This is a genomic window from Clostridium paridis (assembly GCF_016765615.1).
Taxonomy (GTDB): Bacteria; Bacillota; Clostridia; order Clostridiales; family Clostridiaceae; genus Clostridium_T; species Clostridium_T paridis.
Genome location: NZ_JAESWA010000028.1, coordinates 93,742 through 105,680, shown reverse-complemented (window position 1 = coordinate 105,680; position 11,939 = coordinate 93,742). Strand labels below are relative to the sequence as shown.

The following is an 11,939-nucleotide window of genomic DNA, read 5'->3' as shown; positions in this document are numbered from 1 at the left end:
AGTAAACCCACACAAAGCATTCGTAGGTCAAGTTTACGTATTAAAGAAAGAAGAAGGCGGAAGACATACTCCATTCTTCGATGGATATAGACCACAATTCTATTTCAGAACAACAGATGTAACAGGATCAATCAAATTACCAGACGGAATGGAAATGGTAATGCCAGGAGATCACATCGACATGAATGTTGAATTAATCACTGAAATCGCAATGAATGAAGGATTAAGATTCGCAATCAGAGAAGGTGGAAGAACTGTAGGTTCTGGAGTTGTTACTACTATAGTTAAATAGTTTCGACTAAGATAATATTGAAGAAGTAGCAAGGGACGCCTTGTTACTTCTTTTTTTATTTACATTTTAGGGTAAGATATAATATAATTGTAGAGAATGTAGAAATAGTAAAAAAAAATGAAAAATACACTAAAAAAATTATTGCTTAGTGAAATCTTATATAGTATAATAAAGAAGTTGCATAGCATACAGCGATGATGCGAGAGGTTGCCGGACTTCCGGGTAATTCTTGTTGAGCACGTTTGGATCTAGAATTCAACGACAGTGATGTTTTTTGTGTTTGAAAGGTGGATACACCCGGAGCAGTTTACATTACTGGTGTGCGTTAGAAGTAAAGCGTACATGAAAAGGAGGGAATAAAATGTCAAAACAAAAAATCAGAATCAGACTAAAAGCATTTGATCACACAATATTAGATCAATCAGCTGAGAAGATAGTTGAAACTGCAAAGTCAACAGGAGCAAAGGTGGCTGGTCCAATTCCACTACCAACTGAAAAAGATGTAGTTACAATATTAAGAGCTGTTCACAAGTACAAAGATTCTAGAGAACAGTTCGAAATAAGAACTCACAAAAGATTGATTGATATAGTTAATCCATCACCAAAAACTGTTGATGCATTAATGAGATTAAATCTTCCAGCAGGTGTTGATATTGAAATCAAATTATAATATCAAGCTATGTAGGACAAAAAATGCGTAGTTTAATTAAGAAACTGTTATGATTACCATGAAGTAATCCGCTAATATGTTTAGGAGGTGTAGTAAATGAAAAAAGCAATTATCGGAAAGAAGATAGGAATGACTCAGATTTTCGATGCTAATGGAAAAGTAGTTCCAGTTACAGTTGTAGAAGCAGGTCCATGTGTAGTTGTTCAAAAAAAGACTACAGATAAAGATGGGTATGAAGCACTACAAGTTGGATTTGGAGATATAAGAGAAAAGTTAGTTAATAAGCCAAGAAAAGGACACTTCGCAAAAGCTAACGTTGCTCTTAAGAGAACTTTAAAAGAGTTCAAATTAGAAAACGCTAGTGAATATGAAGTTGGCCAAGAAATTAAGGTTGACATATTCGAAGTTGGAGAAAAAGTAGACGTATCAGGAGTTTCTAAAGGTAAGGGATTCCAAGGTACTATAAAGAGATGGAATGCAAGCAGAGGACCAATGTCCCACGGTTCTAAGTTCCACAGAGCAGTTGGTTCTATGGGAGCATCTTCAGATCCATCAAGAACATTCAAAAACAAGAGAATGCCAGGACATATGGGAGCAGTTAATACAACAGTATTAAATTTAGAAGTAGTTAAGATAATGCCTGAAAAGAACTTACTATTAATAAAGGGTGGTATCCCTGGTCCAAATAAAGGAACAGTTGTTATAAGAAACGCTGTTAAAGCTTAATTTCGGTAGAAAGGAGGAAACAGGATGCCTACAGTAGGATTATTTAATAAAGAAGGTCAAAAAGTTGGAGATTTTCAACTAAATGAAAATGTGTTCGGAGTTGAAGTTAATCAATATGCAATGCACCAAGTTGTTGTTGCATTATTAGCAAATAAAAGACAAGGAACTCAATCAGCTAAAACAAGAGCTGAAGTAAGAGGAGGCGGAATTAAGCCTTGGAGACAAAAAGGAACTGGTAGAGCAAGACAAGGTTCTATAAGAGCACCACAATGGATACATGGTGGTATAGTTTTTGCACCAAAACCAAGAGACTACAGAGTTTCAGTTCCAAAAACAATGAGAAGAGTTGCTATGAAATCAGCTCTATCAAGTAAAGTTGTTGACAACCAATTATTAGTTTTAGAAGATTTAGCTTTTGAAGCTCCAAAGACTAAAACTATGGTTAACTTATTAAATGCATTAGAAGCAAAGAAAACTCTAATAGTTACAGCAGAATCTAATGAGAATGTATATAAATCAGCTAGAAATATTCAAGGCGTATCAGTTATTCCAGTTAATAACATAAACGTTTATGATATATTAAAGTTTGAAAAATTAGTTATCACTAAGGATGCTGTATCTAAAATTGAGGAGGTGTACGCATAATGAAATTAACTAGCCATGATATAATAAGAAAGCCAATCATTACTGAAAAGAGTATGGCAGAAATGGCAGATAGAAAATACACCTTCATAGTTCATCCAACAGCAAACAAAGTTCAAATAAAGAGAGCTATTGAAGAAGTTTTCGGCGTTAAAGTTGAAGATGTTAAAACTATGAACGTTGAAGGAAAAACAAAGAGAGTTGGCGTTCACATTGGTAAAAGAGCTGACTTCAAGAAAGCTATAGTAAAACTTGCAGCTGACAGTAAAGGAATTGAATTCTTTGAAGGAATGATGCAATAATAAAGCGTATTATTGGCGGTATGCCAGAGAAGCTAGAGTAAGGAGGGAAATTTAGATGGCAGTTAAAAAGTTTAATCCTACTACCCCATCAAGAAGAGAAATGACAATGCCAACATTTGAAGAAATCACTACAAATGTTCCAGAAAAATCACTTCTTGTTTCTTTAAGTAAGACTGGTGGTAGAAATGCACAAGGAAAAATAACTGTAAGACATCACGGTGGTGGTGCTAAAAGAAAATATAGAATTATAGATTTCAAAAGAAATAAAGATGGTGTTCCAGCAAAAGTTGCTACAATTGAGTATGATCCAAATAGATCAGCTTATATATCATTAGTAGTATATGCGGATGGAGATAAGAGATACATAATCGCACCAGTTGGTTTAAAAGTTGGTGACGTTATAGTATCAGGACCAGAAGCTGATATTAAGCCTGGTAATACACTTCCATTAAAGAACATACCAGTAGGTACTATTGTTCATAATGTTGAATTACAAATTGGTAAAGGTGCTCAATTAGTTAGAGCTGCTGGTTCTTCAGCACAATTAATGGCTAAAGAAGGAAACTATGCTACATTAAGATTACCTTCAGGTGAAATGAGATATGTTAGAATAGAATGCAGAGCTACTATAGGAACTGTATCTAACTTAACAAATGACATTGTTAACCTTGGTAAAGCAGGTAGAAAGAGACACATGGGTTGGAGACCAACTGTAAGAGGATCTGTAATGAATCCTAATGACCATCCACACGGTGGTGGTGAAGGTAGATCTCCAGTAGGTAGACCAAGTCCAGTTACTCCATGGGGTAAACCAGCACTTGGATACAAAACTAGAAAACACAAGAAGTACTCAGATAGATTTATCATCAAGAGAAGAAACAGCAAGTAATTTGAAGAGAATATTTAATTCTCTTCATTACTTGGAAGCATAAAGGTTTATGAAGGGAGGATTTCAAGTGAGTAGATCAATTAAAAAAGGACCTTTTATTCATGCAGGTCTTTTAAAGAAGATAGAAGAAATGAATACTAATGGTGAGAAGAAAGTTGTTAAGACTTGGTCAAGAAGCTCAACTATATTCCCACAAATGATCGGTCACACTATCGCTGTTCATGATGGAAGAAAGCATGTTCCAGTATATGTTAGTGAAGATATGGTAGGTCATAAATTAGGAGAATTCGCTTTAACTAGAACTTATAAAGGACACGTTGACACTGAAAAGTCATCAAAGAGAAAGTAGTTGCCTGGAAAGGAGGATCACATCAATGGAAGCTAAAAATGCTAAAGCAATAGCTAAGTATGTAAGAATGTCACCTATGAAAGTAGGAATAGTTCTTAATTTAATAAGTGGAAAAAATGTTAATGAAGCTTTCGCAATATTACAATATACTCCAAAGGAAGCAGCAGTTGTTGTTAATAAAGTACTTAAATCAGCAGTTGCTAATGCTGAAAACAACATGGAATTAGATGTAAATAAATTATATGTTGCAGAGGCTCATGTAGGTCAAGGACCAACATTAAAGAGATTTAGACCACATGCTCAAGGTAGAGCATTCAGAATAAACAAAAAAACAAGCCATATAACTGTAGTAGTTAAAGAAAGAGCTTAGTAGAAGGAGGGAAATACAGTGGGTCAAAAAGTACATCCTCACGGACTTAGAGTTGGTGTTATCAAAGGTTGGGATGCAAAATGGTACGCAAACAAAAAAGATTTTGCAGATAATCTTGTTGAAGATAATCAAATCAGAGAATTCGTTAAAAAGGAATTATTCTCAGCTGGTATCTCAAAAATTGAAATTGAGAGATATACTAACAGAGTAAAATTGAACATTTTCACTGCTAAGCCAGGTGTCGTAATCGGCAGAGGCGGATCAGGAATTGAGGCTTTAAAGAAGAAATTAGAAGCATTCATAAAAGAAAAAAATGTTTTAATAAACATTGTTGAAGTTAAAAATGCAGAAGCTGACGCTCAATTAATGGCTGAAAACATAGCAGCTCAATTAGAAAAGAGAATATCTTTCAGAAGAGCTATGAAACAAACAATTCAAAGAGCTATGAAATCAGGAGTTAAAGGTGTTAAGACTGCATGCTCAGGTAGATTAGGTGGAGCAGAAATTGCTAGAACTGAACAATATCATGAAGGAACAATCCCACTACAAACATTAAGAGCTGATATTAATTATGGATTTGCTGAAGCAGATACAACATATGGAAAGATCGGCGTAAAAGTATGGGTATATAATGGAGAAGTTCTTCCAACTAAAAAAGTACTTGAAGTGAAGGAAGAAGCTAACGCGTAATAAGAAAGGAGGAATACGTCATGTTAATGCCTAAAAGAGTAAAACATCGTAAGGTACAACGTGGTAGAATGAAAGGTAAAGCTACTAGAGGTAATTTCCTTGCATACGGAGATTTTGGTATTCAAGCAACAGCTTGCGGATGGATTACAAGCAACCAAATTGAGTCTGCCAGAATAGCAATCAATAGATACATTAGAAGAGGTGGAAAACTTTGGATAAAGATTTTCCCAGATAAGCCAGTAACTGAAAAACCTGCTGAAACAAGAATGGGTTCCGGTAAAGGATCACCAGAATATTGGGTAGCAGTAGTTAAACCAGGCAGAGTATTGTTCGAACTTTCAGGAGTTCAAGAAGAAGTAGCTAGAGAAGCAATGAGACTTGCTCAGCACAAACTTCCTATAAAGACAAAGTTCGTTACAAGAAGAGATTTTGAGGAAATGGGTGGTGAAGAATAATGAAGGCTAAAGAGTTAATAGAGTTAAGATCAAGCAATCCTCAAGATTTAAAAGATAAGTTAAATGACCTTAAGGCTGAATTATTCAACTTAAGATTCCAATTAGCTACAGGACAATTAGAAAACCCAATGAGGATAAGAGAAGTTAAAAAATCAATCGCCCAAATTAAAACAATCATCAGAGAAGAAGAACTTAAGGCAATTGAGCAATAATTTCGCAAGGCTGAAAGGAGGTAAGCTCAGTGGAAAGAGGATTAAGAAAGAAGAGAATCGGCAGAGTTGTTTCTGATAAAATGGATAAAACAATTGTTGTAGCTGTTGAAACAAAGGTTAGACACCCACTTTATGGAAAGACAGTAAACAGAACTACAAAATTTAAGGCTCATGATGAAAATAATGAAGCTAAAATAAATGATAGAGTATTAATTATGGAAACTAGACCATTATCTAAGGATAAGAATTGGAGACTAGTTGAAATAGTAGAAAAGGCGAAGTAATCTTTTTTAAGACGAAAGGAGGTTAATTACATGATACAACAACAAACCTTACTAAAAGTTGGAGATAATTCTGGTGCTAAAGAAATAATGTGTATTAGAGTATTAGGTGGATCCAAAAGAAAGTATGGAAACATTGGAGATATAATCGTTGCTTCAGTAAAAAGTGCAACACCTGGCGGAGTTGTTAAAAAAGGTGACGTTGTAAAAGCAGTTATAGTTAGATCTAAAAGAGGTTTAAGAAGAGGCGACGGATCATATATAAAATTCGATGAAAATGCAGCAGTTATAATAAAAGACGATAAGCAACCAAGAGGAACTCGTATCTTCGGACCAGTTGCAAGGGAGCTAAGAGATAAAGAATTTAACAAAATATTATCATTAGCACCTGAAGTTCTATAAGAGAGTAGGAGGTGGCTAAGGTGAAGGTACACGTAAGAAAGAACGATACAGTTATAGTTGTATCAGGAACTGATATGGGTAAGACTGGAGAAGTCTTAAAGGTAATTCCTAAGAGCGGAAAAGTTGTCGTTAAAGGAGTTAACATAGTAAGTAAACACCAAAAACCAAATAGAGAAAATATGAACGGCGGTATAGTACAAAAGGAAGCTCCTTTATATAGCTCAAAAGTTATGCTATACTGCACAAAATGTAAGAGTGCAACAAGAATATCCAATAAACTTCTTGATGATGGTACTAAAGTAAGAGTATGTAAGAAGTGTGGAGAGACATTCTAATCTGAAAGGAGGTTCTTTTAATGATACCTAGACTACAAGAAAAATATGAAAAAGAAGTAGTTCAAGCGATGATTGAAAAGTTCGGTTATAAAAATATAATGGAAGTACCAAAGCTTGAAAAAATAGTTATAAATATGGGAGTTGGAGAGGCTAAAGAAAACCAAAAGGTTTTAGAGTCAGCTGTTAGTGATTTAACATTAATATCAGGACAAAAGCCAATCTTAACAAGAGCAAAGAAATCAGTTGCAAACTTTAAAATAAGAGAAAATATGCCTTTAGGATGTAAGGTTACATTAAGAAGAGCAAAAATGTATGAGTTTGCTGACAAATTAATGTCAATAGCTCTTCCAAGAGTAAGAGACTTCAGAGGTGTTTCAGCTAATGCATTTGATGGTAGAGGAAACTATGCTCTAGGAGTTAAAGAACAATTAATATTCCCAGAAATTGAGTATGATAAAATCGATAAAGTGAGAGGAATGGATATCATCTTCGTAACAACAGCTAACACTGACGAAGAAGCAAGAGAATTATTAAGATTTCTTGGTATGCCATTCGCTCAATAATAAGGAGGGGATATCATGGCACGTAAAGCAATAATAGAAAAGTGGAATAAAGAACCTAAATATAAAACAAGAGCATATACTAGATGCAGAATATGTGGAAGACCACATGCGGTGCTAAGAAAGTTTGGTATCTGCAGAATTTGTTTTAGAGAACTTGCTTACAAGGGTCAAATTCCTGGATGCAAAAAGGCAAGCTGGTAATAATCTAATGTAGCGAAAGGAGGCACAATTCAATGGTTATGACAGATCCAATTGCAGATTTGCTAACTCGTATTAGAAATGCAAACTCTGTAAGACATGAAACAGTAGAGGTTCCTTCTTCTAATGTAAAGAAGGCTTTAACTAATATATTATTACAAGAAGGTTATATCAAACAAATTGAAGAGTATAACGATGGTGTAGTTCCAATGTTAAGAATCACTCTTAAATATGGTGCTAACAAAGAAAGAGTAATCACTGGACTTAAGAGAATATCTAAACCAGGATTAAGAGTTTACTGTAAAAAAGATGAAGTACCAAAAGTACTTAACGGATTAGGAGTTGCAGTAATATCAACTTCAAAAGGAATAGTAGTAGATAGAGAAGCTAGAAGCCAAGGATTAGGTGGAGAAGTTATCTGCTACGTATGGTAATTTCTTAAATTGAGATTGACTAGAATTAAGTTTTTATAGAGAATTGTTCTTAAAATGGAATACAGGAGGTGCGATTATGTCAAGAGTAGGTAGATTACCAATAGCTATTCCTGCAGGAGCAACTATTACTGTAACACCAGACAACGTTGTTACAGTAAAAGGTCCTAAAGGTGAGCTAGTAAAAGCTATGCACAAGGACATAAAAATAGCAGTTGAAAACAACGAAATTGTTGTAACTAGACCAAGTGATCAAAAAAATCACAGAGCTCTTCACGGTTTGACAAGAGCCCTTATTAATAACATGGTTATTGGAGTAACTCAAGGTTTCTCAAAAACTCTAGAATTAGTAGGTGTTGGTTATAGAGCACAATTACAAGGTAAAAAATTAGTAATGAATCTTGGATATTCTCATCCAGTAGAAGTTGAAGCTGTTGAAGGTGTAGACTTTAAGATAGATGGAACAACTAAAGTAATAGTTGAAGGAATAGACAAAGAAAAAGTTGGTGCAGTTGCAGCTGATATAAGATCATGGAGAGAACCAGAGCCATATAAAGGTAAAGGTATTAAATACTCTAATGAAGTTATCAGACGTAAGGAAGGTAAAACTGGTAAGAAATAATAGGAAGGAGTGAACCCTTATGTTCAAGAAGGTAGACAGAAAACAAGCTAAAACTAAACGTCACCTAAGAGTCCGTAAGAAAATATCTGGAACTCCTGAAAGACCAAGATTATGTGTTTTCAGAAGTGATAAGAATATATATGCGCAAATTATAGATGATGTTAATGCTGTAACTCTTGTTGCTGCTTCAAGTTTAGATAAGGACTTCAATGGAACTGGAAGCAACAAAGAAGCAGCTAGAATAGTTGGTACTTCAGTTGCTAAAAAGGCTATTGAAAAAGGAATAACTGAAGTGGTATTTGACAGAGGTGGATACATATACCACGGAAGAGTTCAAGAATTAGCTGAAGGTGCAAGAGAAGCAGGCCTTAAATTCTAAAAAACAAGGAGGGAAATAAATGAGAATCGATCCTAGCACACTAGACCTTAAAGAAAAGGTTGTTTTCATAAACAGAGTAACTAAGGTTGTTAAGGGTGGTAGAAACTTCAGATTCAGCGCACTAGTAGTTGTCGGTGACGAAAACGGACACGTAGGCGTAGGAATGGGTAAGTCAGTAGAAATCCCTGAAGCAATCAGAAAAGGAATAGAAGACGCAAAGAAAAATTTAGTTAGCGTTGCTATGGTTGGAACAACAGTTCCACATGAAATATACGGAAAATTCGGTACTGGTAAAGTATTAATAATGCCAGCTACAGAAGGTACAGGAGTTATTGCTGGAGGTCCAGCAAGAGCTGTACTTGAATTAGCAGGATTAAAAGATGTTAGAGCTAAATCATTAGGTTCTAACAATCCAAGAAACATGGTTAACGCAACAATCAACGGATTAGCAAGCTTAAGAACAGCAGAAGATATTGCTAAGTTAAGAGGAAAATCTGTTGATGAGATTCTAGGTTAGGAGGGATTGTGCGATGGCTAAGGTAAAAATTACACTAGTTAAGAGCTTAATAGGTAGAAAGAAAGACCATATTGCTACTGCAAATGCCCTTGGACTAAAGAAAATCGGTAAAACAGTAGAACATGAAAGTACACCTCAAATCAGAGGTATGATAAACAAAGTAGACTACTTATTAAAAGTTGAAGAAGTTTAAGAATAAGGAGGTGTAAGTAGCATGAAACTTCATGAGTTAAAACCAGCTGAAGGAAGCAAGAAAGCACCTAAGAGAATCGGTAGAGGTACTGGATCAGGATTAGGAAGAAACGCTGGTAAAGGTGAAAAAGGACAAAACGCTAGATCTGGTGGTGGAGTAAGACCTGGATTTGAAGGTGGTCAAATGCCGCTATACAGAAGACTTCCTAAGAGAGGCTTCACTAATATATTTGCTAAAGAATATGTTTCAATAAACGTTGATAGATTAAATATATTTGAGAATGGAACTGAAGTAACTCCAGAATTATTACTTGAAACAAGAGTAATAAGCAAATTAAGAGACGGAGTTAAGATATTAGGAAATGGACAATTAGAAAAGAACCTAACTGTAAAAGGATGTAAATTCTCTAAGTCTGCAATAGAGAAGATAGAAGCAGCTGGAGGAAAAGTTGAGGTGATTTAATTATGCTATCAACCCTACGTAATGCCTGGAAGGTTCCGGATTTGAGAAAAAGATTATTATGGACAGTATTAATTGTAGCAATTTACAGGTTAGGAAGTCATATTCCTGTACCTGGAATTGATACAGACTATCTAAAAAACTTGACTCAAAGCGGAAATAGTTTGTGGAGCTTTTATGACTTGATGTCTGGTGGTGCTTTAAGTAGATTTAGTATCTTAGCACTTGGAGTTGTTCCATATATCAATTCATCAATCATAATGCAACTACTTACTATAGCAATTCCCCCATTAGAACAATTATCTAAAGAGGGAGAAGAAGGTCGTAAAAAAATTCAAAAAATAACTAGATATGCATCAATAGGTTTTGGACTTATTACAGCATATGGTACTTTGGCACTTATGAATCAGCAAGGTGGTATTAAAGATTCTAATTATGCTCTTATATATCAGATTATATTAACACTTACTGTAGGATCAGTATTCTGCATGTGGTTAGGTGATCAGATAACTGTTAAGGGTATCGGAAACGGAATATCTCTTATAATATTCATAAACATTGTATCAAGAGTACCAAGCACAGTAGCATCATTAGGAAGATTACAACAAACTGAACAAGTTGACCCAGTTCAAGTAATATTACTTGTAGTATTTATTTTGGCATTATTGGCAGGTGTAATTTACCTATCACTAGCTGAAAGAAGAGTTACAGTTCAATATGCAGGTAAAGCTGTGGGTAACAAAATGTACAAAGGACAATCAACTCATATACCATTAAGTTTAATAGGATCAGCTGTTATAGCAATAATATTTGCTATGTCAGTAATGCAATTCCCACAAACTGTTGCACAATTATTCCCTAGTAAGGAGTGGGCAAAGTGGATAATGAGTAGTTCATATAGTGTATTTAATAGTAAGACTTGGATGTATGCAGTTGTTTATGCTTTACTTACCATATTCTTTACTTGGTTCTATACTCAAGTAACATTTAAGCCAGATGAAATGGCTGAAAATATGAATAAGTCTGCTGGATTTGTTCCAGGTATAAGACCAGGAAAACCTACAGAAAAGTATCTAGAAAGAATGCTAACTAGGGTATCTTTATTTGGTGGATTATTTGCGGCATTTTTAGTAATAGTACCTATAGTAATTGAAAATAATACACAATTTAAAGGGATTGCGTTCGGACCTACTTCAATATTAATTTTAGTTGGTGTAGCGTTAGATGTAATGAGAACCTTAGAATCACAGTTGGTAGTAAGACATTACCAAGGATTTTTAAAATAGAGCAAAACAGGATGGAGATGATGCCGGTGAAAATTGTATTATTTGGTCCTCCTGGTGCAGGAAAAGGGACACAGGCAAAGTCAATTAGTAATAGATACTCCATACCACACATTTCAACTGGAGATATTTTCAGAAAAAACATTTCTGAAAACACTCCATTGGGTGTTGAAGCGAAGAAATATATTGACAAAGGTCAATTAGTTCCAGATGAAGTAACTATTAATATGGTTAAAGATAGATTGCAAGAAGAAGATTGCCAAAATGGTTATCTGTTAGATGGATTCCCAAGGACAGTATTCCAGGCTGAATCTCTTCATGATTTCTTACAAGAAAGAAATGAAGTATTAGATACAGCACTATTAATTCAAGTTCCAGGAGAATTTATTTTAGAAAGAATGACAGGAAGAAGAGTTTGTCCATCTTGTGGAGCAAGTTACCACATAAAGTTCAATCCACCTTTAGAAAAAGGTAAATGTGATGTTTGTGGTTCGGATGTTATCCAAAGAAAAGATGATAGTGAAGAAACTGTTCAAGAAAGATTAACTGTTTATGAAAACCAAACTCAACCACTTATAGAATTCTATAAGAAAGAGGGATTACTTGAGGTTGTAGATGGTACACAAGCAATTAATGAGGTCTTTGAAAGCATCTGTGATATATTAGGAAGTGAGTAAAA

General features: G+C 34.8%; 24 protein-coding genes. All 24 read left to right on the top strand.

Features of this window, described 5'->3' with window-relative positions; genetic code table 11:
* On the top strand, positions 1 to 292 hold a 292-nt coding region (locus JK634_RS19250; RefSeq protein ID WP_476727385.1), incomplete at its 5' end, for an EF-Tu C-terminal domain-related protein.
* 361 nt (positions 293 to 653) lie between these two features.
* Complete coding sequence (gene rpsJ / locus JK634_RS19245; protein WP_022211980.1) at positions 654 to 962, top strand: 30S ribosomal protein S10; 309 nt, start codon at positions 654 to 656, stop codon at positions 960 to 962.
* Between the two features lie 96 nt (positions 963 to 1,058).
* Positions 1,059 to 1,688: a 50S ribosomal protein L3 gene (gene rplC / locus JK634_RS19240; RefSeq protein ID WP_202769377.1), complete on the top strand. Its 630-nt coding sequence runs from the start codon at positions 1,059 to 1,061 to the stop codon at positions 1,686 to 1,688.
* A gap of 24 nt (positions 1,689 to 1,712) precedes the next feature.
* Complete coding sequence (gene rplD / locus JK634_RS19235; RefSeq protein ID WP_202769376.1) at positions 1,713 to 2,333, top strand: 50S ribosomal protein L4; 621 nt, start codon at positions 1,713 to 1,715, stop codon at positions 2,331 to 2,333.
* Positions 2,333 to 2,632 (top strand): 50S ribosomal protein L23, encoded by a 300-nt coding sequence (rplW, locus tag JK634_RS19230; RefSeq protein ID WP_202769375.1) that lies wholly within the window; start codon positions 2,333 to 2,335, stop codon positions 2,630 to 2,632. The genes rplD and rplW overlap by 1 nt, the downstream gene beginning before the upstream one ends.
* Before the next feature lie 55 nt (positions 2,633 to 2,687).
* On the top strand, positions 2,688 to 3,521 hold the full coding sequence (gene rplB / locus JK634_RS19225) for a 50S ribosomal protein L2 (protein WP_202769374.1): 834 nt from the start codon (positions 2,688 to 2,690) through the stop codon (positions 3,519 to 3,521).
* Between the two features lie 67 nt (positions 3,522 to 3,588).
* Positions 3,589 to 3,870, top strand: a complete 282-nt coding sequence (rpsS, locus tag JK634_RS19220) for a 30S ribosomal protein S19 (protein WP_202769373.1) — start codon at positions 3,589 to 3,591, stop codon at positions 3,868 to 3,870.
* Between the two features lie 25 nt (positions 3,871 to 3,895).
* Positions 3,896 to 4,240 carry a 50S ribosomal protein L22 gene (gene rplV, locus JK634_RS19215; protein ID WP_202769372.1) on the top strand — a complete coding sequence of 115 codons (345 nt, stop codon included), beginning with the start codon at positions 3,896 to 3,898 and terminating at the stop codon, positions 4,238 to 4,240.
* A gap of 18 nt (positions 4,241 to 4,258) precedes the next feature.
* Positions 4,259 to 4,930, top strand: coding sequence for a 30S ribosomal protein S3 (gene rpsC / locus JK634_RS19210; RefSeq protein ID WP_202769371.1), 672 nt, complete (start codon positions 4,259 to 4,261; stop codon positions 4,928 to 4,930).
* 20 nt (positions 4,931 to 4,950) lie between these two features.
* Positions 4,951 to 5,385 (top strand): 50S ribosomal protein L16, encoded by a 435-nt coding sequence (rplP, locus tag JK634_RS19205; RefSeq protein ID WP_202769370.1) that lies wholly within the window; start codon positions 4,951 to 4,953, stop codon positions 5,383 to 5,385.
* Complete coding sequence (gene rpmC, locus JK634_RS19200) at positions 5,385 to 5,597, top strand: 50S ribosomal protein L29 (protein ID WP_202769369.1); 213 nt, start codon at positions 5,385 to 5,387, stop codon at positions 5,595 to 5,597. Before rplP ends, rpmC begins: the two co-directional genes overlap by 1 nt.
* A 29-nt stretch (positions 5,598 to 5,626) precedes the next feature.
* On the top strand, positions 5,627 to 5,881 hold the full coding sequence (rpsQ, locus tag JK634_RS19195; protein WP_202769368.1) for a 30S ribosomal protein S17: 255 nt from the start codon (positions 5,627 to 5,629) through the stop codon (positions 5,879 to 5,881).
* Positions 5,882 to 5,911: 30 nt separating this feature from the next.
* Positions 5,912 to 6,280, top strand: a complete 369-nt coding sequence (rplN, locus tag JK634_RS19190; protein ID WP_202769367.1) for a 50S ribosomal protein L14 — start codon at positions 5,912 to 5,914, stop codon at positions 6,278 to 6,280.
* Between the two features lie 20 nt (positions 6,281 to 6,300).
* On the top strand, positions 6,301 to 6,615 hold the full coding sequence (rplX, locus tag JK634_RS19185; protein WP_202769366.1) for a 50S ribosomal protein L24: 315 nt from the start codon (positions 6,301 to 6,303) through the stop codon (positions 6,613 to 6,615).
* Between the two features lie 20 nt (positions 6,616 to 6,635).
* A complete protein-coding gene (rplE, locus tag JK634_RS19180; protein WP_202769365.1) occupies positions 6,636 to 7,178 on the top strand; it encodes a 50S ribosomal protein L5 in 543 nt (180 codons plus the stop codon).
* Positions 7,179 to 7,193: 15 nt separating this feature from the next.
* A complete protein-coding gene (locus JK634_RS19175; protein WP_202769364.1) occupies positions 7,194 to 7,379 on the top strand; it encodes a type Z 30S ribosomal protein S14 in 186 nt (61 codons plus the stop codon).
* A gap of 32 nt (positions 7,380 to 7,411) precedes the next feature.
* Complete coding sequence (gene rpsH, locus JK634_RS19170) at positions 7,412 to 7,810, top strand: 30S ribosomal protein S8 (protein WP_202769363.1); 399 nt, start codon at positions 7,412 to 7,414, stop codon at positions 7,808 to 7,810.
* A gap of 76 nt (positions 7,811 to 7,886) precedes the next feature.
* Positions 7,887 to 8,429 (top strand): 50S ribosomal protein L6, encoded by a 543-nt coding sequence (gene rplF / locus JK634_RS19165; protein WP_202769362.1) that lies wholly within the window; start codon positions 7,887 to 7,889, stop codon positions 8,427 to 8,429.
* A gap of 19 nt (positions 8,430 to 8,448) precedes the next feature.
* Positions 8,449 to 8,808 (top strand): 50S ribosomal protein L18, encoded by a 360-nt coding sequence (gene rplR, locus JK634_RS19160; RefSeq protein ID WP_202769361.1) that lies wholly within the window; start codon positions 8,449 to 8,451, stop codon positions 8,806 to 8,808.
* A 19-nt stretch (positions 8,809 to 8,827) separates the two neighbouring features.
* Positions 8,828 to 9,325: a 30S ribosomal protein S5 gene (rpsE, locus tag JK634_RS19155; RefSeq protein WP_202769360.1), complete on the top strand. Its 498-nt coding sequence runs from the start codon at positions 8,828 to 8,830 to the stop codon at positions 9,323 to 9,325.
* Positions 9,326 to 9,338: 13 nt separating this feature from the next.
* The gene (gene rpmD / locus JK634_RS19150; protein ID WP_202769359.1) at positions 9,339 to 9,518 is read left to right on the top strand and encodes a 50S ribosomal protein L30; all 180 of its coding nucleotides are present in this window, start codon (positions 9,339 to 9,341) and stop codon (positions 9,516 to 9,518) included.
* 21 nt (positions 9,519 to 9,539) lie between these two features.
* Complete coding sequence (gene rplO, locus JK634_RS19145; protein ID WP_202769358.1) at positions 9,540 to 9,980, top strand: 50S ribosomal protein L15; 441 nt, start codon at positions 9,540 to 9,542, stop codon at positions 9,978 to 9,980.
* A 2-nt stretch (positions 9,981 to 9,982) separates the two neighbouring features.
* Positions 9,983 to 11,263 carry a preprotein translocase subunit SecY gene (secY, locus tag JK634_RS19140; RefSeq protein WP_202769357.1) on the top strand — a complete coding sequence of 427 codons (1,281 nt, stop codon included), beginning with the start codon at positions 9,983 to 9,985 and terminating at the stop codon, positions 11,261 to 11,263.
* Positions 11,264 to 11,289: 26 nt separating this feature from the next.
* Positions 11,290 to 11,937 carry an adenylate kinase gene (locus tag JK634_RS19135; RefSeq protein WP_202769356.1) on the top strand — a complete coding sequence of 216 codons (648 nt, stop codon included), beginning with the start codon at positions 11,290 to 11,292 and terminating at the stop codon, positions 11,935 to 11,937.
* Positions 11,938 to 11,939: the final 2 nt, after the last annotated feature.

Excerpts from the sequence above, each read along its gene's own strand:
- rpsJ (WP_022211980.1), top strand. The coding sequence starts at position 654 with ATGTCAAAACAAAAAATCAGAATCAGACTAAAAGCATTTGATCACACA.
- rplC (WP_202769377.1), top strand. The coding sequence starts at position 1,059 with ATGAAAAAAGCAATTATCGGAAAGAAGATAGGAATGACTCAGATTTTC.
- rplD (WP_202769376.1), top strand. The coding sequence starts at position 1,713 with ATGCCTACAGTAGGATTATTTAATAAAGAAGGTCAAAAAGTTGGAGAT.
- rplW (WP_202769375.1), top strand. The coding sequence starts at position 2,333 with ATGAAATTAACTAGCCATGATATAATAAGAAAGCCAATCATTACTGAA.
- rplB (WP_202769374.1), top strand. The coding sequence starts at position 2,688 with ATGGCAGTTAAAAAGTTTAATCCTACTACCCCATCAAGAAGAGAAATG.
- rplV (WP_202769372.1), top strand. The coding sequence starts at position 3,896 with ATGGAAGCTAAAAATGCTAAAGCAATAGCTAAGTATGTAAGAATGTCA.
- rplP (WP_202769370.1), top strand. The coding sequence starts at position 4,951 with ATGTTAATGCCTAAAAGAGTAAAACATCGTAAGGTACAACGTGGTAGA.
- rpmC (WP_202769369.1), top strand. The coding sequence starts at position 5,385 with ATGAAGGCTAAAGAGTTAATAGAGTTAAGATCAAGCAATCCTCAAGAT.
- rplN (WP_202769367.1), top strand. The coding sequence starts at position 5,912 with ATGATACAACAACAAACCTTACTAAAAGTTGGAGATAATTCTGGTGCT.
- rplE (WP_202769365.1), top strand. The coding sequence starts at position 6,636 with ATGATACCTAGACTACAAGAAAAATATGAAAAAGAAGTAGTTCAAGCG.
- JK634_RS19175 (WP_202769364.1), top strand. The coding sequence starts at position 7,194 with ATGGCACGTAAAGCAATAATAGAAAAGTGGAATAAAGAACCTAAATAT.
- rpsH (WP_202769363.1), top strand. The coding sequence starts at position 7,412 with ATGGTTATGACAGATCCAATTGCAGATTTGCTAACTCGTATTAGAAAT.
- rplF (WP_202769362.1), top strand. The coding sequence starts at position 7,887 with ATGTCAAGAGTAGGTAGATTACCAATAGCTATTCCTGCAGGAGCAACT.
- rplR (WP_202769361.1), top strand. The coding sequence starts at position 8,449 with ATGTTCAAGAAGGTAGACAGAAAACAAGCTAAAACTAAACGTCACCTA.
- rpsE (WP_202769360.1), top strand. The coding sequence starts at position 8,828 with ATGAGAATCGATCCTAGCACACTAGACCTTAAAGAAAAGGTTGTTTTC.
- rpmD (WP_202769359.1), top strand. The coding sequence starts at position 9,339 with ATGGCTAAGGTAAAAATTACACTAGTTAAGAGCTTAATAGGTAGAAAG.
- rplO (WP_202769358.1), top strand. The coding sequence starts at position 9,540 with ATGAAACTTCATGAGTTAAAACCAGCTGAAGGAAGCAAGAAAGCACCT.
- secY (WP_202769357.1), top strand. The coding sequence starts at position 9,983 with ATGCTATCAACCCTACGTAATGCCTGGAAGGTTCCGGATTTGAGAAAA.